Below are 22,601 nucleotides of genomic sequence, written 5' to 3' on the forward strand. Positions count from 1 at the left end.
AAAGATGGTAATTATTGATCGATGGTATTAATTTAAAGGCACGCAGACGCTGAGTCAGTGACAGAAAGCAGGTAATCTAGTAACAAATTTCTTCAGCTATAGGGTGGGGCGTCGTTTTACATAAAGAACTTTTTTTACTCGAGCAATAAGGTTCTTGTCGCTATCGATGATTTCCACGTGGAATTCGGGGAACTGCTTTTTTCCTGTTTGGGCTGAAGTCTGGATCTGTTCTATCTGTTCGTCTAATACGTGGATATGTGCAGTTATTTTTTTCTTGGTTGCTTTTATAAAGGCAATTTCAGCTGCGCTATCCCAAACCCAATATTCCTTGCCAAGTTTTTTCATAAGAATAAGCATGATATGTGGGTCGATCATTGAATAGATACTACCGCCAAAATGAGTGCCGACGGCATTACGGTTATACCAGCGGACTTTCATTGATACGGTGATATGGTTCCAATCGTCGGATATGTTTTCTACTTTTATGCCAGCACCAATATAGGGAGGGTATAAGTTGAATAGATGTTTCATTGTTCTTGCTGACAGCTTCATACATAGGCTCAAAAGCAGAGAAGGGTAGCGTTGTATTTTTAGGGTAGTTGGTCGGTGTGTCAGTGACAGAAAAGGTTCTTTTTACTAACTGAATCGTTCAGTTTGTGAGATGGCTTAAATAATCTGGAATGATTTAGGCGAATGAATAGATTATTTAAGCCATATGCAGCGTTAGTTGTGGCTATTTATGGCGAAATTGAAGTGCGCTAAATAAAATAGAAACGCTTACAAGTAAAATAGATATAAGCATTAATCCTTCAGCCATTGTTATACCAAACAGAAGTTCTGGTGTGTATCCGCAAGGCTCCCAAGGTTCAAATACTTGGGGAATCCACTGATCTAATGCAAACCAGTTAGGTAGGCCGCTATTCATGCTGCAGCTATCAATGACCCAGCCGCGTTCAACAGCTAAGGTTTGCCAAGAGCGCTCAGTTAATCCAAGGCTAACAAGAAGCATTAGTAGGTGAGATAGTTTAGCCCCCCAGAGGGATTTTCTAACAAAGAATCCTAGAATAGCTACAAGAGTGAAAGCCATGACCCAGATACGAATATGGATGCAGAGTACGCAGGGGCCGTAATTTAATCCGTATTGAAAGAATAGCGCGACGCCTTCCATGCTAAGGCCAAGTATAATGAGCCCAAGCCAATACCAAGACGAACGACTTAAACAGCTTAATTTACTTAGCATCGACTATCTCCTTTTATATAAGTAGTTTCTCTGATGCCGAAGTCGCGAGAAGGTTCCAATAGATAGAAAAAACCGAGCATATAAGCTCGGTTTTTTTGTGTTCACCCGTTTAGGCAGAAAGTGCTTTGCTGATACGTCCAAGCGCATCTTCAAGTACGTCCATGCTGGTCGCAAATGATAGGCGCATATTGCCGGGGGCGCCAAAAGCGGAACCGGGTACTAGTGCGACACCCGCTTCTATTAATAAGAACTCAGCTAGTGCTATATCATCTTCAAAGCGGTCATCATTATCGATCACTTCCTGAAAACTAGGGAAAGCATAAAAGGTACCGTCAGCAGGAATGCAGCTCACACCGGGAATGTTGTTAAGTGTTTTAACAACATACTCGTGGCGGGCTTTGAAGGCGACGACCATCTCTTTAACACAATCTTGTGAGCCTTCAAGTGCTGCTTGTGCGGCGACTTGAGCGATCGATGTTGGGTTTGATGTGCTTTGCGATTGGATCTTTTTCATCGCGCCAATCAGCCAAGCCGGTCCTGCTGCATAGCCTATGCGCCAGCCAGTCATTGAATAAGCTTTTGAAACACCGTTTAGCACGATTGTACGATCATAAAGTTCAGGGCATGCATTTAGTATGTTGACGAATGAATTGTCATTCAAGCGAATGTGCTCATACATATCATCTGTAGCAATCAATACCTTCGGATACTTCAGCAGAACTTCTGCTAATGCTTTAAGTTCGTCTAGTGTATACGCAACGCCAGTTGGGTTTGATGGGCTGTTTAAAACCATTAGGCGTGTTTTGTCGTTGATCGCCGCTTCAAGTTGCTCTGGCGTCATTTTAAAACGCTGTGCTTGTGTTGTGGTAACAATCACAGGTTTTGCGTCGGCCATAAGAACCATATCAGGGTAAGACACCCAGTATGGAGCAGGTACTATAACTTCATCCCCTTCGTTTAACAGAGCAAGGGAAAGATTAAAGAAGCTTTGTTTTCCGCCGCAGGAAACAAGGATCTGATTAGCTTCGTAATTTAGGCCATTATCATGTTTGAATTTATTAATAATCGCTTTTTTTAGGGATGGCGTTCCGTCTACAGCGGTATATTTAGTGAAACCTTCATTCAACGCCTGGATGGCAGCCTGCTTGATGTGATCGGGCGTATCAAAGTCTGGCTCACCAGCACCCAGGCCAATAATGTTCTTACCTGCCGCGCGTAATTCTGCTGCACGGTTAGTAACCGCCAGCGTTGGTGAAGGTTTTATGTTGTTGACGCGGTCTGAAAGTTGAACGTTCAAGCCTAAATCCTCAAAAATTACCTGCTTGTATAAGTGATATGAAAGGGGCGCATCAGCAGGTGGCGATATTAATCAGTAGTTATGGCAAAGCAAAAACTACATCAGGCGTCCCCAAACCCGCTAATAATACAGCAAAGAAAAGCCAGCATGAATCCTGTTTCGGTTAAAAAACGCCTTTTTAGATCAATATATTGGTCATAATTCTATTAAAGGAAACTTTATTGCTTCGATTATGTTCTTTGTAGGGGAAATAACTGCTCAAAATAAAAGGGAGTGGGATATAATGCGGGGTTTTATCTTCGCATGGTTATGGTATGAAAGAGCGCTTTAAAGTTCATTCGAAATTCGCTCCGGCGGGTGATCAACCGCAAGCAATCGCAGAACTCGTCGATGGTATACAGTCGGGCTTAGCTTCACAGACACTTTTGGGGGTAACGGGGTCTGGTAAAACCTTTACGATTGCCAATGTCATAGCTCAAGTTCAGCGCCCCACGATTGTGATGGCCCATAACAAAACCTTAGCAGCCCAGCTTTACGGTGAGTTTAAGGAGTTCTTTCCGGATAATTCGGTGGAGTACTTTGTATCCTATTACGATTACTACCAGCCTGAAGCTTATGTTCCCTCTTCTGATACCTTTATTGAAAAAGACGCCTCGATTAATGACCATATAGAGCAGATGCGGCTTTCAGCAACCAAAGCTTTATTGGAACGGGATGACGCCATCATTGTTGCTACGGTTTCTGCTATCTATGGTTTAGGTGATCCGAAATCGTACCTCGGCATGATGCTGCATATAGATCGGGGCGATATTATTGACCAGCGGGCTGTCTTGCGTCGTTTGGCAGAGTTGCAATACACCCGTAATGATGTGGAACTACACCGTGGTACTTACCGCGTAAGAGGGGAAGTTATCGATGTATTCCCCGCAGAGTCGGAGCAGGAAGCGATCCGTATCCAGCTGTTTGATGAAGAGATTGAAGAGATTAGCTATTTTGATCCATTGACCGGCGAAATACTACGCCGAGTTCCCCGCGCGACTATCTATCCAAAATCCCATTATGTTACGCCCCGTGAAACTTTGTTGGCTGCGGTCGACAAAATTAAAGATGAGCTACGAGAACGATTAAAACAGCTGCGTGATAATCAAAAACTGGTTGAGGCGCAAAGGTTAGAGCAGCGAACTCTCTATGATATGGAGATGATTATGGAGCTTGGGTATTGCTCAGGCATCGAAAACTATTCTCGCTACCTATCTGGTAGAGAGCCGGGGGCTGCACCGCCAACCTTATTTGATTATCTGCCGGATAATGCCTTGCTTGTACTGGATGAATCCCATGTCACCGTGCCGCAAATAGGGGCGATGTACCGTGGTGACCGTTCGCGTAAAGAAACGCTGGTTGAGTATGGTTTTCGTCTACCTTCTGCATTAGATAACCGGCCGATGAAATTTGAAGAGTGGGAGGAAGAATCCCCTCAAATGATTTTTGTATCTGCGACACCGAGTAAATATGAGGCTGCTAATCAGCAAGCAGTTGTTGAACAGGTGGTGCGCCCGACAGGATTGATTGATCCAGAGGTTGAGGTTCGGCCTGCTTCAACTCAAGTGGATGACTTGTTATCAGAGATACATAAGGTCGTTGCTAAAAAAGAGCGTATTATCGTTACTGTGCTTACGAAGCGTATGGCTGAGGATCTGACTGAATACCTCGATGAACACGGAGTTAGAGTTCGATACCTTCATTCCGATATAGATACGGTTGAGCGTGTGGAAATTATTCGAGACCTCCGTATTGGTGAATTTGATGTCTTAGTCGGCATTAATTTACTTCGAGAGGGTATTGATATGCCCGAAGTGTCTTTAGTTACGATACTTGATGCCGATAAAGAAGGCTTCCTCCGTTCAGAAACATCGTTGATTCAGACAATTGGACGTGCGGCTCGAAATGTTAATGGGCGCGCTATTCTATATGCGGATCGAATAACTGGCTCAATGCAAAGGGCAATAGATGAAACCCAGCGACGTCGAGATAAGCAGATTGCTTATAATGAAGAGCGCGGGATCGTGCCTAAAGGTATTACGAAGTCGGTCGCTGATATTATGGAAGGAGCTAGTACGATCCCAGGCCGCAAAGCAACACGAACGGCGAAGAAAGTTGCGGAACAGACGGGCGAGTATCAGGTAGATCCGTCATTGATGTCAGTTAAAGAGCTGGCAAAAGCGATGACACGCATCGAAGATAAAATGTATGAAGCCGCTAAAAATCTAGATTTTGAAGTTGCAGCACGTTATCGCGATGAATTACAGAAATTAAAACAACACACATTTGTTAGTTGAGTTTTTATCGATTTGACGACAGTTTAAAACAAGGAAGAAATCATGGCACGGCTCTCTAGATTATTGATGTTTTCAGCGGTGCTATTAACGACTGCAATCGGTTCAAACCTGAGTGTGGCCGCGGCTCAAGAAGCGGCCGTAGTTGTTTTAAGTATAGGGGAAAACACGGCCCAACTGCCTCAGCAGCCTAGCCGTGATCTCAAACGTAAATCTAGCATATATACGCAGGATTTAATCTCAACAGGGCCTAAGGGACAACTTCAGTTACGTTTTAGCGATGGTTCTCGTTTCTCCTTACGAGAAGAAACCGTATTCAGTGTTGAAACCTACCAATTTAATAAAGATACACCGGAAACGGGGAACTCAGTTTATCGCCTATTAAAAGGTGGACTGCGGACCATTACCGGTGCGATCAGTCATGCTAATGTGGAGCATTATCAAGTGCATACACCGATTGCAACTATTGGGGTTCGAGGCACACATTACACGCTTTTCTACTGCGATAGCGCCTGCCAACAAGATACGCGTGGCATAATGGGGCTGTACGGCTATGTCTTGGAGGGAGAAATCGTTGTAGAAAATGATTTTAGTAATGCGCCTGTTTCCGCTGGACATTACTTCTTCTTAGCAAGTAGGGAGAGTCGAATAGAGATGAAAGACACTCCTTTCGATATTTTTGAAACAGTTAAAGACCTAGGGCCTGTTTTAATCGATGGTGTTAATGATAAAAACATTCCTGCGACAGAGGTTTTGAACTCTAGAGCGTTACCACCACAATATCAGTAACAAAAAAAGCGCTAAGTTTTATTAAAATTGTAGATGTATCGTCCTTATATAGCTGTTAGCCTTAAACTAATAGTGTTTAAAAACCACTTATAATCTTGCTCAGGAGTAGTCAGTGTTCAGGAAATTATCTATTGGTCTGATGCTGAATGTAATGTGTTTGTCGACAACGGCAATGGCAGATACGGTCAGTGATTTGTCCCAGCTCCTTGAGAAAGGAGAGTCTGTAAAAGCCTACCAGTTATCGCTTGATAATCTTGATGAGATGGAAGGTGACCCTGCGTTTGATTTTCAGTATGGCGTAGCAGCCATTGATAGTGGGCATCTTAGTGAAGGTATTTTTGCTCTTGAGCGTGTTCATATGTTGGAACCTAAGAACTCGCTAGCGACGTTGGAACTGGCGCGTGGTTATTATTTGATCGCTCAATATGACAGAGCACAAGTGTTATTCCAGCAGGTTGATGCAGAAAATCCACCCGAAGTTGTGCGTGCACGGATTCAGCAGTTTCTGACGTTGATTACAGAAAAAACGTCAATATCACCGACTAAATTTAAGAGTTTTGTTGAACTGTGGACCGGTTACGATAGTAATATTAACTCGGGCCCTGGTGGGCAAACTAATGTGGTTATCCTAAGTGATAATGCATTAGGTCGCGGTGATCAATATGCTCAAGTTAAAGTGGGGGCGAGTGTCGAGCATGCTTATAATCCTGATAATGCACTTATGTTCAGTGCTAATGTGGACTCGCGTATTTACGACACTGAAGACGAGCAAGACTACAATAATATCAATTTAAGTGCTGGCCACGTGTGGAAAGGAGAGACTGATCAATTTCAGCTTAACTTTAATCTACAGAAGTATCAGCTAGCCAATAATAACTACCGCGATATGTTCGGTATTACGGGGTCATGGAGCAAGCAGCTTAGTAAACGATCGGTGATGAAGCTTTTCGCAGGGGCTAGTGACCTCGCTTATGATGATCAGTCATGGAAAGATGCAACCTTGAGCAATGTAGGTGCAACCTATATTTATGCTGGGGAAGGTGGCTGGCGTCCGCTTTATTTTGTCAGTGCTTTTGTCGGAACAGAAAACCCAAAAGCCGCGGGTATCCTTGCTAATGGTCAAGTTGACCGGGTTTTTCACGGCGGAAACCTAGGGATCCAGCTATCGCCTACTAGCGATATTAAATTGACACCCGCTATTACTTATCAGCGCAGCGAATATAAAGGAAAAGATTGGATCTATAATATTAAACGCAAGGATGATTTTGCCATGTTTAATCTGAACATGGAGTGGATGGTTGCGCCTTCCTGGACAGTGCTAGCTAATTATAGTTTTACCGATATAGACTCCAATATTGAGCTTTATGAATATGACCGCCAGCAAGCAATGCTGGGTTTGCGTTATAACTTTCAGTGAGATTTAGCATATGAAAACCTATGTCACGGCGGCTCTATTTATACTTTTTTCTAGTTTTGCTTCTGCTGCGCCTCAAAGCGTAGGCACCGTCATTTTAAGTTTTGGCCAGAATACAGCGGAATCTGCAAGCACTCAGCGGGTTTTGAAGCGTAAATCCGATGTATATGCGGATGATCTATTGAAAACGGGAGATACCGGTCGTTTACAGATACGATTCACCGACGGCGCGCGCTTATCATTAAAGCCGGGTACTGAATTTAAAATCGCTGAATATCAATTTGATGAGGCGAACCCTGAAGATGGCAAAGCGGTTTATCGGTTGTTAAAAGGCGGAATGAGAACGATCTCTGGTCAGATAGGTAAAGTGGACAAGGAAGATTACAAGCTCGATGCCGTGGTGGCGACAATCGGTATTCGTGGAACAGATTTTATCGTTAATAAGCAAGGTAATAGGGTCAGTGGTAGCGTTAATGATGGTGCGATTTACGTAGCTAATAAAGACGGAGTGAGTGATATTGCCAAAGGCTTCTCTTTTCAGTTGGAGGGTGCTGAAGGAGCGATAAATAGATTCAGAACGCCTGCTACGGTCGACCGCCCTGACGTTCCTAAACCACCGGCAGCGCCTTTGCCTGCAGCTACGGTTGTCGTCTCGGAGGCTGAGAACGAGGCTGTTGCACTAGCGGCCGATGAGAATAGTGAAAACACAATCGTTTCACCAGACCCAAACGGTAGTGGTGAAAACGCACCGAATGAAAGTGTTGTTGCCTTAGCGTTCTCTCAAAGTGGCGTAGGGGCCTCTATTGGCGGCGTAGAAATTTCTGCAGGCAGTATTCATGGTGATGATAGTAGCTCCGATATTACGGTCGATCGTTCGTGGATAGGGGGGGATTTGGTAACTGGCGTTGTCTTTAACGATGAAAGCAGCTTGTATTCGGACTCCTGTTCACCTTGTGTTGTGTCTGCTCCACCTATTATTGGTACAGTGGTTGTTCAAGATAAAGCAACTATAGGCACAGCAGAGGTCAGTTGGGGGCGTTGGGCGAGCGGTTATACTGTTGTTGAGAATGGTGGGTTGACTGCATCATTAGGTAGCTTTCATTTTATGTACAGTGAAGATTTGACGCCAGCGTCTACTATTACTAGTAAAACCGGCACGTTGCTCTACCGTTATGACAGTATGCATGGTGGAGCCACAAGCCCTCAAGATCGAACTGGTGCGCTTGGAACGTTAACTGATTATTCTTCAGTCACGGGTACTGATGGGCATACATATAGTGGCACCTATTTACTGGTGAATTTTGGTGCGCAGGCTTTAACCGAGGTGGGCATTGAAGCGGAGGTTAGCGGGGCTACTTATGTGCTACGGGACGACCCAAGCCTTGGCGGTGATATCTCTTTGAATAGTGTCTTAAATGGACAAGAGGTTGCGTTGACGGGGAGTTGTTCAGGTGGCGGCTGTAACCCGGTATCTACCAATTTATCGGGCCATATGAGTTTAGACTTTGTTGGTGATAACGCAGAGGGCGCCGTCACTAGTTATGCTGCCGAGGGCATCAATGCAGTGAATAGCCAGCCGGCTGCTATTTCAGGCACTATCTTATTTGAAGCTGAGTAGCCTAACGGAGGTGTTTAAATAGCGTTTACATCGATTTGTTGGTTGTGCTGTAAACGTTCGACCTTTCTGTTAGCTAGCCGTTGATGACACTGTTGCATAATGGTGTCTTCAAACCCAGGCTTTAAATGGGTGATCATGATTTTGCAATCATGGTTTAGCTGGGCTAATTGCTCTTGTAAGTGGCTTGGGGTTAAGTGCCCACTTAAGCGAGCAAGCTCATCTATCTCGTCGGTAAACGAGACATCAATAATCAGTAAATCCGGTTTGCGATCATTTAATATAGGCCAAAGTTCATCGTTAATACCTGAATCGCCGGTAAACGCAAAAGATGCGTTTGCGTCAGATATTAAATAGCCAACCGTTGGAGTAGGGTGCTGCGCGGGCAGCACTTCAATGTTTTTGTCTTGTAGAGAGAGCTTGTCGCCTTTTTTGATCTTGTGCAGACGGATAATTGGCGATTTTTCAGGCAGGCAGGTGTAATCGGGCCAAATAGTCCAGTTAAAGATATGCTGCTTCAAAGCATCAATAACTTCAGGAAGTGCATAAATATTTAGAGGCTCTTTATGCTGATCAAAGATAGTGGCAAGCATGAGAGGCAGGCCGATAATATGGTCTATATGTGCATGGGTAATGATAACATCGCGTATTTTTAACATACGCTCCATTGTTAGTAGTTCGAGACCTGTACCTGCATCGAGCAGTAACGAATCATCTACCAAAAATGTTGTAGTTTTTAAGCCTTGACCTATACCGCCACTACAACCTAACACGTCGATCTTCACGTTCCACCTCAGATGTGGCTATCTAAATTAAGTACACTACTATGCACAGTATGGTAGTTGGGTCTAACAAAAGCGACAGCAAAAAAATAGGACAACCAAATCGTTGCAGGTGCTGACTTTTTGGTAAAACAAACTTTTGCTGAGTACGACAGTTTTATATAAACGCCAACGGTTATTCAAGATACAGATATTAGTCCGTTGCAGCAAATGAATCAGTTTGAAATTTCAGGTTATAAAAAGCTGTGCGCTTTCTATATTCGACTCTGTAGCGGAAGTTCAACATTTGACCTGCTTTATAGCTGTCGCGCGCAAATAAAACTGTTATTTTTATATAGTATAAATCTAATAAAACCTATGGCGAATGGATTGAGCCTCCTTGGTTCGCTTCGTCAAATTGTTGCTGAGTAGTCTATGAGACAAAGAAAAATCAGGACATTGTTGGGTATCTTTCTCACCATTCTAATGATAGTTCCTGTAGTAACCGGCGATCGTCCTGAGCTATTTGAACGTTTTGAACATGACCTTTATGACTTACGTTTACGTCAGTTTCTTTCCAAAGAGAAAGATCCTCGTATTGTTATTGTTGATGTTGATGAAAAAAGCCTTGCTGCGGAAGGGCGCTGGCCATGGAATCGTTCAAAGTTAGCACGTATGGTTGATCAGTTATTTGATAACTATGGTGTGGCCATCGTAGGCTTTGATATGGTGTTTTCAGAAGCGGATCAAAGTATTGATTTAGTTGAGCTTAAACAGTTTTTTGAAAATAAAAGTACCGATCACGATGTAACTACGCTGCTTAAAACGCTTAACTCGGATGCTCATTTTGCCCGTGTAATAGCTGATAGGCCTGTTGTATTGGGTTATCTATTTGACCGTAGTACTAAGCAGCTACAAGTAGGCCATCCAGGAAAAGCGGTGATAGGTGAAGACCCCGCTTTAGCTGAGTTGCCTATTCCTGAAGCGAACGGTGTGATCTCTAGTTTGAATGCGCTACAAAGTAAGGGTGTTCGTAATGGCTTTTTTGATAACCCAATGGTTGATTCCGATGGTGTTTATCGACGCGTACCTATACTGCAGCGCTTTGAAGGTCAATATTATCCATCCTTAGCCTTAGCTATGATGTTAGCGTTGTTTGAGGAAGATCAGGTGCTGCCGGTTATTGAAACGGATGCAACAGAGGAGAGGAATGCTTTAGTGGCCGTTGAAGCAGCAGGCATACGTATCCCTGTTGATCAACATAGCGCAGTGCTGGTTCCTTATCGAGGCCCACAAGGGAGTTTTCCCTACGTTTCGGCTACTGATATTATTAATGGGGTTGCTGATCCTGAGTTACTGGAGGGCACGATTGTTTTAGTTGGAACAAGTGCGGCGGGTCTATTGGATCTTAGGGTGACACCTATGAGTAATCGTTACTCTGGAGTGGAGGTCCATGCCAATATTTTATCCGGCATGTTGGATGGGAGTTTTCATCACCAACCTGATTACACGCTCGGAGTTGAGATCGTCCAGCTTATTTTTTGCGGTCTACTCTTATCGATCGTTATTCCTCGATTATCAGTATTTTTATCAACGATTATCACACTGGCCATTGGTGGGGTGGTCATCGCTCTGAATCTCTATGCATGGCAGCAACTATTATGGGTAATTCCGCTGGGTTACACCTTAATTTTAATTAGTGTGTTGTACCTTTTTCAGCAAACGACAGGTTACTTTTTTGAAACCCGAAATATAGCCCAATTGGCGAATCAGTTCGGACAGTATATTCCGCCCGAGGTGGTGGAAGAGTTAAGTCAGCAGGATCAATCCGTGCAGCTTTCTGGTGAAAGTCGGGAGATGAGCGTTTTTTTCTCAGATGTTCGGGATTTTACCAGCCTTTCAGAGCAGCTGACGCCTCAACAGTTAACTCGTTTAATGAATATCTATTTAACGGGCATGACTAAGGTGATTCATGAGCAGCGCGGTACTGTGGATAAGTATATAGGGGATGCTGTGATGGCTTTTTGGGGAGCGCCCCTTAAAGATGAAGATCATGCTCGTCATGCCTTGCAAGCCGCGTTAGAGATGCTTGCACTGTTGCCGGAACTTAATCAGCAATTAGAGCAAGAGGGGTTGCCCGCGGTTCGTGTAGGTATGGGTATTAACAGTGGTTTAATGAATGTGGGTAATATGGGCTCCTCTTTCCGTATGGCGTATACGGTCATGGGAGACGCGGTTAATTTAGGTGCACGTTTGGAAGGGCTGACTAAATATTATGGTACGCCGTTGCTGGTAAGTGGTGAATTAGCGCAAAAAGTACCTGAGTACCTATACCGTAAATTAGATAGAGTGCAGGTTAAAGGTCGTAATGAGGCGGTGGATGTTCTAGAGCCTATAGGGTTACGTGAACAGTGCACACAACATGAAAAAAACGCAGTCGATCTATTCCAAAAAGGTATTCAGGCCTATTCGACAAAACAGTGGGATGAGGCTCAGGATATTTTTGAGGCTTATCTATGTCAAGCTACAGAAGATACAATGGCACGGATTTATCTGCACCGTATTGCTGAATATAAAGATGCTGCACTCCCCGCTGATTGGTGCGGAGTCTTTAGCCATACCAGTAAGTAAGAGCGTTTATTGCAAACCAGGAAGTGAGTGGATATCAAAGGTATCTATCTGGCGGGGTGCCATATGCTTTTGTGCATAAGTGAGATAAGCCCCACTTTCTGCAAACAGTTTGAATAAGTCACCATCTAAGTGGTTGTCCTCTACCATACGGCCTAAAATAGTCATGGCTTGGGATAAAAGCATGCCTTTTTTATAAGGTCGATCGGGGGAGGTGAGTGCCTCAAAAATATCTGCGATGCACATAATACGTGCTCGGGTTGAGAGATCATCCGCCTTCAAACCTCTAGGGTAACCACTGCCATCTAAGTGTTCGTGGTGGTTACAGGCGATCTCGGGTACCTGTTTCAGTTGTTTAGGGTAGTTCAGAGATTCCAGCATATCGATGGAGACTTTAATATGATCCCGCATAATCTGACGTTCATTTTCAGTTAGCGTTCCTTTGCGAATACATAGATTATCGGTTTCATCTCTGCTCAATAGTTGGCGGATTTTCCCCTCTACATCAACCCAGCTGATATCTGCAATACTTAGGACGCGGGCGATATCCTCATCAGCCATAAACTCCGATCCAGCATTAGAGCGTTTGATAAAATCGAGATCAGCGTCTAGTTTCTGTTTTTGCTGTTCTAATTGGAGGTGGGCCAGTGCGCGCTCTTTGTCAGATATCGACGAGTTTAAGGTAAGAAATTGAATTTCTAAATGAAGCTTATATTCACGAAACCGGGACTCAATTAAATCGATACGGTCAAACATGGTGTGTAGTTTGGTGGCTTTATCGATTATATATTCTGGTGTTGTGATCTTGCCACAATCATGCAGCCACGCGGCGATGCGTAGCTCGTACATCTCTATTTCACAAAAGGCTTTATTTGCGAATTCGCCTTGGGTTGCCGTATTTACAGCATCGGCTAATAGCATCGCAATTTCTGGTACCTGCTCACAATGCTTGCCGGTAACAGGGGATTTGTGGTCAATTGCACGGCCAATCAACTTAATGAATGATTCAAAAAGGTGGCGTTGGGCATCAATTAAACGGCGTTTAGTAAGGACCGTTGCGGCGAGCGAGGCAAGAGATTCTACTAAATGCTGCTGGGTTGCTAAGAAAGGGATGATCTGCCCATTCTCATCAATGGCGTTTATTAACTGCAAAACACCGATAATCTCCCCTTCATGGTCTTGTAAGGGGACACAGAGAAAAGACTTTGAATGGTAGTTTAGTTGTTTATCGAAATTGCGTGTGCCTGAAAAATCATAATCAACACACTCATAAGCATCAGGAATATTAATGGTTTCACGCTGAACAAAGGTCTGAACGACCACCAGTTTAGATGCTTGCTTTTGAGAATTAAAAATATCTATCGCAGGTAGATCGTGAGGTTTACGATGAATACCTAAAGAACGGTTATGCAATATAGTAAATGCTAACTCATTCTCGTTCTCTTCATTCAGGGTATATAAGGTCCCACCATCAGCATTAGTCAGGTGCATACAACCGAGAATAATACGATCTAATAGTTTGGTATGATCATTTTCTGTCGTCAAAGCTCCTGTCAAATCAGCCAGTTGCTTTGCGATTTCTTCTGGATCTAAGTGAAGCATAACTATTCCGATCTACCTATTTAGATGTAACTATAAATGTGGCGCCCTAGCGCAGTTGTGTCAAGGGGGTGCAGTGTTAAATAACCAAAATATAAAGGTTTTATCTCTTGTTAGGTTATAGGAACGGGTTTAGAACGCTCTCATTGGCAACCTGCCCATTTTAGACAGCATAATAACAGTATTAGAGGGAAGGCAGGTTTGAGCTAGGTTAGTTATTGTGAGTTTAAGGCTCTAGTCCTAGGCGTTAGGCATAAGATTAAGCTAAAAAACATATAAATCAAACAGATGCGTGCTTGGCAGAGATTGATATCTGAGGGTTTATAAAAAGGTTCAGCAATGCCTAGATGAATACACCTATAGGGGGCATGGAAGATATATTCAATTTTAGCGCTTTTTACCTGTTCAAACTGTTGTCGTTGTTTTAATTGATTAGGGTAAAGGCAGATATATGCCCCCGTAGAAGAAATCTTATCTAAGGGGTTAAGACTCAAAAAAGGCTAGTTGGGGATCTCTAATGTGACTGTTAAGCCTGATTCATAAATATCTGAGTCAGCTAAGGTTATGTTGTACCCACTACTGTCACATATCTCTTTGACTATAGATAAACCTATTCCACAGCCGTCGGTATCTTGGCTTGCTGCTCGGTAAAATCGTTCAAATACATGTGTTTTTTGTTCATCACTTAAACCGATTCCATTATCTGAAATGACAAACTTAACTTTAGCATTGAGTTGTTCTGCTTTTATTCTGATTTCTCCCCGTTCTGGAACATATTTAACCGCATTGTCGATTAGGTTTCGCAGTAAGATGGAGAGTGTTTCTTGATTTGCTTGAACAGAAATTTTTTCATCTATAAGTGTGCTAAGTAGGATCTGCTTATTGCTAATTACACTGTTTAGTTCGGATATAACCTCATTAACTAAACCGTTAATATCGACCTTTTCTTTCTTGGTGGGTTCGGTAGAGGACTCAGTTTGGCTTAAGGTAATTAGTTGGTTGAAAAGGTGGGTTAGTTTATCTATACCCGAAATAATATGGGTTTGAATCTTGGTGAGCCTCTCATTCTCTGGGTGCATGTTTTGCGCGTGAACTTTTATCGCGGCTAGTGGTGTTCTTAACTCGTGAGCTGCATTACCGGTGAAGCGTTTTTGTCTTTCTAAAGCGGCACCGAGGGAAGACATGAGATGGTTGATTGATCCAACGACTTGTTGCAGTTCATTAGGTACAGAGGAGAAACTTAATGGGGTTAAGTTGTGATTTCCTCGCAATGAGATCTGCTTGTTGATCTCATTAAGTGGAGAAAGTCCTTTTCGTACGATCAAGGTGATCAAGATAAAAATTACGGGTAATAGGATCAATAAAATTGATGCGTTAACTGAGGCTATCTTATGGGTTACATCCTCTCGTATCTCTACGGATTGTGAAACTTTAATCCAAATAGATAAGGTTTCACTGTACCTAACAAAGGTTCGCCACTGTTTATCTTTAATGGTTTCGTAGCTATAACCAGGCTGGTCTGAAAAACTCAAATCTGCATCATCTTCCCCACTTCCTAGTAGGGGAACCCCTTTACGGCTCCAAACTTGAAAAGCTAATTTCTTCTCATATTTATGACCATCTTTGTTGTACTCACCCTCCGCAATAATCTCAGGTGAAATGATCAGTTTTTGTTTATCGTGGGTTGTTTCTGAAATATGTACACCGGTAAATTCAAACTCGATACTTAGTACAGCTTCTAGTACTCGGCTGATTTGAGCCAGCTCCGCGTCGTATAGCTCTTCGGTTTCGTGAGTGATACGTTGATAGCTCATGGCGATTGAGGCAGCAATGGCAAGGCCAATACCGATGACTAAGGTGAGTGTTAGATAGGCACGTATGGAATTCACTCTGAGGTGCTCCCTAATTGATAACCAATACCACGGACGGTTTTAATAATATCTTTGCCTAGTTTTTTTCTAAGATGATGCACATAGACTTCAACTGTATTACTGCTTACTTCATTGTCCCAGTTATATAATTTATCCACTAGAGCCTCACGGCTAAATACTTGGTTTGGGCGATTGATTAAGTGGAGTAACAGATCGTATTCATGGCGGGAAAGAAGTATAGGTTTTCCATATTGAGAGAGAGAAAAGTTGGCTGGATTGATCTCAATACTGCCATGAGTGATGATTGAGCTTTTCTGTTGCGATTCCCTGCGTTGTAAGGCCCTCAATCGTGCCATGAGTTCCGGTACATCAAAAGGTTTCACCATATAATCATCTGCGCCACGGTCTAGCCCCGTGACTTTTTCGCCTGAAGTGCTCCGCGCAGTGAGGATTAGAATCGGTGTTAATATTTTATTATTTCTTAACTCTTGCAGAACATCTAAGCCATCCCTATCAGGAAGGCCTAGATCCAGTATGATGACATCAAATTGACTTGCGTTAGCAAAACTAATCGCTTGCTTGCCGGTTTTCACCCACTCAACAATATATGATTGATAGGTTAACGCATCAGCGATACCTTGACCCAGCAAGGGATCATCTTCCACAAGTAATATCTTCATGGTTTGGTTAATAACCCTCAGCTTAAAGTTTTTCTAACAGTGCCTTTATCTCTAGGCGACGGCCACTATCAGCAACCTCGCGGCCCGGCCTTGGTGATGCCTCTAGAGCATGTTCTAAGAAAGCTTTAGCCTCATCTTTTTTATGCTGTTCAATCAGAAAATCGGCATTGAAAAAGTTACTATCAATACCATCTGGGTTGATTTCAAGTGCTTTTGTTAGAAACACTTTTGCTTTTTTATCACTACCAAATCCAATCGGCCAGCCGGGTACCTGATAATAAAGGCTTCCTAAGCTAGTGTATGCTGAACCTTGTAGAGCTGTTGGATTAATCTCTATCGACTTTTCAAGTAGCTGTTTAGCCTCCTTTACTAAGCTTAACGCACCTAAACCACCTTTTTCGCCTGCATAAGTGCTAAGAATAATGGCACGCCAGATCATAATATCTGCCGACTCTGGAAATTGGGATAGAGTCTCTTCGGATTGTTCCGCAAGGGATTTAAACATTATCTCTTGCTGATCTTTTTCTAGCTCATATTTGATATGCGCCCACTCTGTTTGTAGTGTGAGCCGCGCATCATCAACGGGTGCAGCAAGTATACACATGCTGAAGAGTGTGAGTGCTGTAGTGATAAATAGGTTTTTCATAGTAAAACTCTCTTAGCCAATATATTTACGGACAATGGGAAGTTGTTTTTTTAACTGTTGGCTCATAATAGATGGCAGCACAGCGTTAACTTTTACAAACAGTTGTTCTGGCCAACCTAAGTGACAGCTATCTTTATCCGTTTCGAGGAAACGTATCAGTTCATTAGCAACGTACTGAGTGCTATCTGCTTTATTGCCCAGTTCAGTATTCATGGCGTTAGCACTATCGGAATTAATACTGGTTTCTGTGGTACGAGGGGCAAAGTATTTGATGTTAATAGGTTTGTCTGCCAGCTCGCGGGACAGTGCTTCACAAAAACCGCGCAGTGCAAACTTTGATGCGCAATAGGTTACATAACCGGGCAGGCCAATGGCGCCAAGCGTGGATCCGACGTTGACTAAGGTGCTATTACTACGTGTTTCTAATAGGGGAATTAGGTCGTGAGTCAGTAGCATAATGGCAGTGAGGTTGGTGTGAATCATCGCTTCAATTGATTCTGTTGTTTGTTGTTCAAATGCAGTTAACTGATTGATACCGGCTACATTAATAATAGTGTCAATCGGCGATCTGCTAACCTCAGTTACAATGGCTTCACGGCCTTGCGCACTGACGACATCAGCGATAAGTAATGTGTGTTGATCCTGATGTAGAAGATTAGCTTTTAGGTCTGCTAAAGCGGTTTCATTACGCCCGCATAGAAAAAGGTTTTGTCCCTGTTCGGCCAGTTTTTTAGCGACGGCCTGACCGATACCACCGGATGCACCAATAATCAGTGAGGTCTTGGTCTCTAAGCTCATTCTGCACCTTCCACTGATGAGAGCACTTCACCGTAAAGGTGATAGAACACTTGTGCTGCATGAATGATTGTTTGTTGAGCTGCAGGGCACTCAATTTTGTTCATTAGATCTTCAAAAAATTTCACATGGGCTATATCGAGCGAACCGTGGGAGCGAAGATAGCTAAAGGCTTCATCCGGTAAACCTAATCGGCCTTGTACTAACTCGGATGTGTGAGTGGCTAACGCGATACTGGTGCCTTCTAATACATGGACCATGCCGAAAAAGGCAAGTGGATGTACACGGTCGATTTGATTGTAAGCGTAAGCGACCATTACTTCAGTGGGCAGGGAAGGGGTGCCTACTTTGACACTTAATGGGTCTAGGCCGGTTTGCTCTATATCGTTAAGAATCCACTGTTCATGACCAATCTCTTCTTCAATATATTCCGCAATCGCTTTTTGCAGCCAGTTGAAATCTTCAGGTAATCGAGAACCGCAGGCCATCAACAAAGGAACGGTGTGCTTAACGTGGTGGTAGGCTTCAGTTAAAAACGCTTGATAACGAGCAAGTGAAATATCCCCTGAAAGTGTTTGTTGAATAATAGGGCGCTCTAGAAAGGCGTGCTGAGCGGCTACTGTTTCTTGTGACAACTTATCAAAAAATACCATGTTATTTTTCCTACAGTTATATAGTGACGCTGTGGTAGCAGTCTTCAATCTGCTGTGCGTAATAGTGTTTAATGGTTTCCCGCTTGATTCGACCATTAGCGGTTAATAATCCGTGGTTGGTAAGTACTTCAGCCGACATAGGTAGAGTGGCTTTGATCTGGGCGTAATCGGGGAGTGATTGGTTTAACTGTTGAATCTGCTGTTGAATCTGAGACTCACTGACTCCGGGTATAGTTTGAATGAGCGCCGTGATATAAGGTTTACCATCCCCGAAAATAGCGGATCGTATGACACCGGATAAACCGTTGATTTCAGCTTCAATCCACTCTGGACTGAAGTTGCGACCAAAGCTGTTGATCTGGATATTTTTTATACGACCTGTAATAAAGAGAAAACCATCTTCATCTATATAACCGAGATCACCTGTTGATATGTGGTCAGAGACTGATACCGGTTCATCTAGGTATCCACTCATATGCGGGCCATAGACCAGTATCTCACCACTGTCTGATATCTTTACATTACAGTGAAGCAGAGGCTTACCGGCACTTCCTAGTTTGGTTGCGTTAGGTGTGTTGAGTGCAACTACAGAGCCGCATTCACTTAAACCGTAGCCCTCATAAACAGGAATATTTAAGGCGTTGGCTTGTTGGAGTAGGCGTTTTGGTACTTTGCCGCCACCTACCGCAACAAGTTTTAAATAATCGAGCGCTTGGCCTTGCTGCTTTAGTAGGAGTAAAAGTTTCAGTAACTCCGGCGTTACAATCAAACTATGCGGTTGCTCCGCACTAAGGTACAGACCCAGCTGCTGAATGTCTGACTGTGATGAGCCCCTAAGTCCTGTGATTTCTGAGCTATCAATTACAATAGTTTCACCCGCATAAAGTGGCAAAAATGCCCCTGCAATATTTTCTAGCATGACAGCAAGAGGTAGCAGGCAGAGGTGTTTTTGTACACCTAGGTTATGGGTGAGTGAATGTAGAGAGCTACACATTTGATCAATCAAATCAAAATCTATACACACTCCTTTTGGCGTGCCCGTGCTGCCCGATGTGAAGGTGACCAATGCTGTGCTTAAATTAGTCGTGCTGCCTGTATGAGTAGATTTTTGATAAGCGGATAAGCCGCTAGGTAATGGGAGTTGAGCGTTCGTATAGCTTTCAAAATCAACTTGTGGGTAGGCTAATTTTAATCGTTCATCTAAAACAATCAGCTCAATATTTGCGCTGTTAATCAGGTGTTGTACTTGAGAGGGACTAAAAAATATGGGCATCGGGATTACATTAATACCTGCAGACATCGCTGCTAACTGAGTAATCACCCACTGGGGGGAGTTGTCCGCCCAAATACCTAAAATAGCGCAGTGAGTCTGTTTTAAGTGTGTTGCAAGTGACTCTACTTGTTTATAGAGCTCAGCATAGCTGATTTGACCTAAGTGACTCTTAAACGCTGTTTTATCAGGTTGGGATATTGAGTAAGCTTGTATCTTTTTTAATAATTGACTCACTCGACTGTTCCTTCTTTTACCGCTGAGTTATGAGTGATTGATACGGCACAGTCGCTCACTGGTGTTTTTAAACGGGCGAGCAGTTTGCCAATGACAGGGTTGTTTTTGAGTACGTTAATACCGGCATCTATATCGCCTATATAAACCTCTGGGTTATGTTCGTAATAACTCCCCCAATTTGAATTTGTATCGATAACTGCACTCGCATCCGCCTTGCATACCTTGTGTAGGTCTAAGCCAATATTGAGTTTCTCAAAACTATTTTTGACGTGAGAGGTCGCGGTGATGACTAACCATTTATAACCTTGCTTTTGAAAATGACAGGCTAAGTTAAGAATTAACCGTCGCGTCGCCCCAGGGGAGAGCGATGCGAGGTTACCTACTTCCAGTATTTCACTACGACGAGGTTTATCGATATTTAGCCGAGCGGCAATGGCATCTTCAATTGGCTGATCTAAATAATGTTCGAGATAGAGGCTATGTGATTCCGCTGATTGATAACCCACAGATGCTTGGACGGCTAGCTGGTTATCTAGTAGTGCAAGCATATGGGGAAGAAAGTCATTTACATCGGCGTTATATGCCGCTTTAAAGCGAGCCTCCGCAAATCGCCTGACCATCTCTTTATTCTCATGACGAGAAACTAAAAGAAGATCTGATTGTGGAATAAATTGCTCGCTGGGTTTGAGCATTACAACACTCATATGCCATCTCCATTAGTTGATGACATATAAATTAGCGTTGCTTTCTTAAGGGTTTCTTAAAAGTGTAAAAGATTGGTGATGGAGTAAAGAGCGATCGTCTAGCCTAGTGTGATTTTGTAAGGTTGATCTCAAACTACTGTTTCGGTTTGTAGTTAACCTGCTAACTCTTGAGGTTCTTGAATACATTTAATAACGACTTTAAAACGGTCATCGTTTGATTCTATTGCATACTGCCAGCCTTTAGCTTCGCAGATACGTTGCACAATAAGTAACCCTAAGCCTGTTGATGAGTGGTTCGTGACTTTTATGGGAGCGTTTGAGACGGTGAAATGATCATTATGCGCCGTAATATGAATATCACCTGAGCTGTATTTCAGGGCGTTGTGGATTAGATTGTCGAGTAGTATTGATATAAGGAACCGGTTACTAAGCCAAGCGATTGTATCCCCATCAACCTTAATTCTTTCCGTCTCTTCGGTGGGAATATGTTGCAGGCAATCGCTTATTAGTAATTTAAATTGAGTTAAATCTATAAGGCTCTCTTCCTGCTCATAATCATCTCCCTCTCGACTTAACCATAAAAAGGCATGAATTAACGCGGACATCCGATCTGTCGCTTTCTCCATACGTTTTAGCACTCTGTCTGTTGCTAGGCTCGGTGTGAGTGTTGAATTAAGTAACTCTATATTGCCTTTTAAAATGGTGATGGGGGTGCGTAGCTCATGGCTGGCAAAGCGCGTGAACTCTTGTTCTCTTTGGGTAAATTGATCTATTCGCGTAACTAAAGATGAAATTGATCGGCTGAGCTCTCCAACTTCATCATCCCGCTCCATCACCGTCAGGTGTAGATTTTGGGTTTCGATTTGATTGATTTGTTGTTTGAGCTGTATAACTGGTTGAGCAAGCCGTTTTGCTAAAAACCAAGCCATACCACCTGAAACAAAGGTTGCCATAATAAGGCCCATAAGCAGTACGATTAAATCAGAAAACTCATTATTTATACCTTCTTCGTCTTGATGGGGAGGCGCTAAAAGCAGGTAATAAGGTTGCTGGCTAATGGGGTGGTAATCCATGATGAGTTCATCCCCATTGGCTAAAGTATACAAGCCCGGCTGCTTGAACTTTGTATATGCTTTGGGAAGTGCTGAATCTGATAGATATAAACCTATACCGTTTTGTGGATGGGAACTTTCGAGAGCAGGTGTAGTGCTCATTAACGATTTGATTAAACGATTCACCTGTAAAGCTGACGCTTCATATTCACTCTCTTCAATGCTTTCAAACGTAAACCAAGCAGCGCCGAGTGAAAGGCAAAATAAGAGTGAGGTATAAAGGCTGACAGAGACAATAAGCCGTTGGGTATAGTTTAACTTCACGATGCATCTCCCGCTTGATGATCTGTTAAGCGATAACCGACGCCGCGTATTGTTTCTAACATCGGGTAAGTAAAGGGTTTATCAATGATATTACGTAGTTGGTAAAAATGACTTCTCAGGGCATCGCTATCAGGGGGATTATCTTGCCACAATGTTTGTTCTATTTGCTCGCGGTTGGCAATTTTCGGGGCTTGAGTTATAAGGAGTTTTAGTAAACGAAATTGCAGTGGATTGAGGTGTAATTGTTGTCCTGCACGGCATGCATTTTTTTGCTCTAGATCGAGTTCTAACTCGCCAAAGTGGATTGTCCGTGCTTTATTACGTGATATACGTTGTCCAAGGGCTTCTATACGACATATAAGCTCACGCATGGCGAAAGGTTTTACAAGATAGTCATCAGCACCTTGTTGAAACCCTGTTACTTTATCGTCCAGAGTATCGCGAGCTGTCAACATTAGTACAGGAGTGGTATTTCCCTGATTCCGAAGCGCCTCGCAGGTCAGGAGCCCATCAAGTTTGGGCATCATGATATCAAGTACGATCACATCGTAATGATTATCTGTGAGTAAGAAAAGCGCCTGCTCCCCGTTGTAGGCGAAGTCTACCGTCATATTATGTAGCTCTAAATGATCCGCTATTGTTGATAAAATATCGGGGTCATCATCGGTAAGCAATATATGCATACAACGGCCT

General features: G+C 43.2%; 19 protein-coding genes. 5 read left to right on the top strand and 14 right to left on the bottom strand.

Annotation, left to right across the window (positions count from 1 at the left end):
- Positions 1 to 96 precede the first annotated feature (96 nt).
- The 3 genes from Q4492_RS06635 to Q4492_RS06645 all read right to left on the bottom strand — a co-directional run bounded on the left by Q4492_RS06635 (position 97) and on the right by Q4492_RS06645 (position 2,537).
- The gene (locus Q4492_RS06635; protein WP_303416464.1) at positions 97 to 552 is read right to left on the bottom strand and encodes a DUF4442 domain-containing protein; all 456 of its coding nucleotides are present in this window, start codon (positions 550 to 552) and stop codon (positions 97 to 99) included.
- A 181-nt stretch (positions 553 to 733) separates the two neighbouring features.
- On the bottom strand, positions 734 to 1,240 hold the full coding sequence (locus Q4492_RS06640) for a disulfide bond formation protein B (protein WP_303416465.1): 507 nt from the start codon (positions 1,238 to 1,240) through the stop codon (positions 734 to 736).
- Between the two features lie 109 nt (positions 1,241 to 1,349).
- On the bottom strand, positions 1,350 to 2,537 hold the full coding sequence (locus Q4492_RS06645) for a pyridoxal phosphate-dependent aminotransferase (protein WP_303416466.1): 1,188 nt from the start codon (positions 2,535 to 2,537) through the stop codon (positions 1,350 to 1,352).
- 314 nt (positions 2,538 to 2,851) lie between these two features.
- Between Q4492_RS06645 and uvrB the strand changes: the two genes are divergently transcribed.
- From uvrB to Q4492_RS06665, 4 genes are all read left to right on the top strand, one after another.
- Positions 2,852 to 4,873, top strand: a complete 2,022-nt coding sequence (uvrB, locus tag Q4492_RS06650) for an excinuclease ABC subunit UvrB (protein WP_303416467.1) — start codon at positions 2,852 to 2,854, stop codon at positions 4,871 to 4,873.
- 42 nt (positions 4,874 to 4,915) lie between these two features.
- Positions 4,916 to 5,659, top strand: a complete 744-nt coding sequence (locus Q4492_RS06655) for a FecR family protein (RefSeq protein ID WP_303416468.1) — start codon at positions 4,916 to 4,918, stop codon at positions 5,657 to 5,659.
- 112 nt (positions 5,660 to 5,771) lie between these two features.
- Complete coding sequence (locus Q4492_RS06660) at positions 5,772 to 7,076, top strand: porin family protein (RefSeq protein WP_303416469.1); 1,305 nt, start codon at positions 5,772 to 5,774, stop codon at positions 7,074 to 7,076.
- Positions 7,077 to 7,086: 10 nt separating this feature from the next.
- Positions 7,087 to 8,691, top strand: coding sequence for a FecR family protein (locus Q4492_RS06665; protein WP_303416470.1), 1,605 nt, complete (start codon positions 7,087 to 7,089; stop codon positions 8,689 to 8,691).
- A gap of 14 nt (positions 8,692 to 8,705) precedes the next feature.
- On the opposite strand, the gene Q4492_RS06670 is transcribed toward Q4492_RS06665, so the two are convergent.
- Positions 8,706 to 9,473: an MBL fold metallo-hydrolase gene (locus tag Q4492_RS06670; protein ID WP_303416471.1), complete on the bottom strand. Its 768-nt coding sequence runs from the start codon at positions 9,471 to 9,473 to the stop codon at positions 8,706 to 8,708.
- Between the two features lie 411 nt (positions 9,474 to 9,884).
- Between Q4492_RS06670 and Q4492_RS06675 the strand changes: the two genes are divergently transcribed.
- A complete protein-coding gene (locus Q4492_RS06675; protein ID WP_303416472.1) occupies positions 9,885 to 12,080 on the top strand; it encodes a CHASE2 domain-containing protein in 2,196 nt (731 codons plus the stop codon).
- A 6-nt stretch (positions 12,081 to 12,086) separates the two neighbouring features.
- On the opposite strand, the gene Q4492_RS06680 is transcribed toward Q4492_RS06675, so the two are convergent.
- The 10 genes from Q4492_RS06680 to Q4492_RS06725 all read right to left on the bottom strand — a co-directional run bounded on the left by Q4492_RS06680 (position 12,087) and on the right by Q4492_RS06725 (position 22,591).
- Positions 12,087 to 13,679 (bottom strand): HD domain-containing phosphohydrolase, encoded by a 1,593-nt coding sequence (locus tag Q4492_RS06680; protein WP_303416473.1) that lies wholly within the window; start codon positions 13,677 to 13,679, stop codon positions 12,087 to 12,089.
- Between the two features lie 497 nt (positions 13,680 to 14,176).
- On the bottom strand, positions 14,177 to 15,565 hold the full coding sequence (locus tag Q4492_RS06685) for an ATP-binding protein (RefSeq protein WP_303416474.1): 1,389 nt from the start codon (positions 15,563 to 15,565) through the stop codon (positions 14,177 to 14,179).
- Positions 15,562 to 16,227 carry a response regulator gene (locus Q4492_RS06690; RefSeq protein ID WP_303416475.1) on the bottom strand — a complete coding sequence of 222 codons (666 nt, stop codon included), beginning with the start codon at positions 16,225 to 16,227 and terminating at the stop codon, positions 15,562 to 15,564. The genes Q4492_RS06685 and Q4492_RS06690 overlap by 4 nt, the downstream gene beginning before the upstream one ends.
- Positions 16,228 to 16,249: 22 nt before the next feature.
- Complete coding sequence (locus Q4492_RS06695) at positions 16,250 to 16,873, bottom strand: hypothetical protein (RefSeq protein ID WP_303416476.1); 624 nt, start codon at positions 16,871 to 16,873, stop codon at positions 16,250 to 16,252.
- Positions 16,874 to 16,885: 12 nt separating this feature from the next.
- Positions 16,886 to 17,671 carry an SDR family oxidoreductase gene (locus Q4492_RS06700; RefSeq protein ID WP_303416477.1) on the bottom strand — a complete coding sequence of 262 codons (786 nt, stop codon included), beginning with the start codon at positions 17,669 to 17,671 and terminating at the stop codon, positions 16,886 to 16,888.
- A complete protein-coding gene (locus Q4492_RS06705) occupies positions 17,668 to 18,321 on the bottom strand; it encodes a TenA family transcriptional regulator (RefSeq protein WP_303416478.1) in 654 nt (217 codons plus the stop codon). Before Q4492_RS06705 ends, Q4492_RS06700 begins: the two co-directional genes overlap by 4 nt.
- A 16-nt stretch (positions 18,322 to 18,337) precedes the next feature.
- Positions 18,338 to 19,828, bottom strand: coding sequence for an AMP-binding protein (locus Q4492_RS06710; RefSeq protein ID WP_303416479.1), 1,491 nt, complete (start codon positions 19,826 to 19,828; stop codon positions 18,338 to 18,340).
- Positions 19,825 to 20,532, bottom strand: a complete 708-nt coding sequence (locus tag Q4492_RS06715; protein WP_303416480.1) for a thermostable hemolysin — start codon at positions 20,530 to 20,532, stop codon at positions 19,825 to 19,827. The genes Q4492_RS06710 and Q4492_RS06715 overlap by 4 nt, the downstream gene beginning before the upstream one ends.
- 152 nt (positions 20,533 to 20,684) lie before the next feature.
- A complete protein-coding gene (locus Q4492_RS06720; RefSeq protein WP_303416481.1) occupies positions 20,685 to 21,908 on the bottom strand; it encodes a HAMP domain-containing sensor histidine kinase in 1,224 nt (407 codons plus the stop codon).
- Entirely contained in the window at positions 21,905 to 22,591 is a 687-nt protein-coding gene (locus tag Q4492_RS06725; protein ID WP_303416482.1) for a response regulator transcription factor, read from the bottom strand. The genes Q4492_RS06720 and Q4492_RS06725 overlap by 4 nt, the downstream gene beginning before the upstream one ends.
- Positions 22,592 to 22,601 lie beyond the last annotated feature (10 nt).

It is taken from the genome of Neptuniibacter sp. 1_MG-2023, assembly GCF_030547185.1.
Taxonomy (GTDB): Bacteria; Pseudomonadota; Gammaproteobacteria; order Pseudomonadales; family Balneatricaceae; genus Neptuniibacter.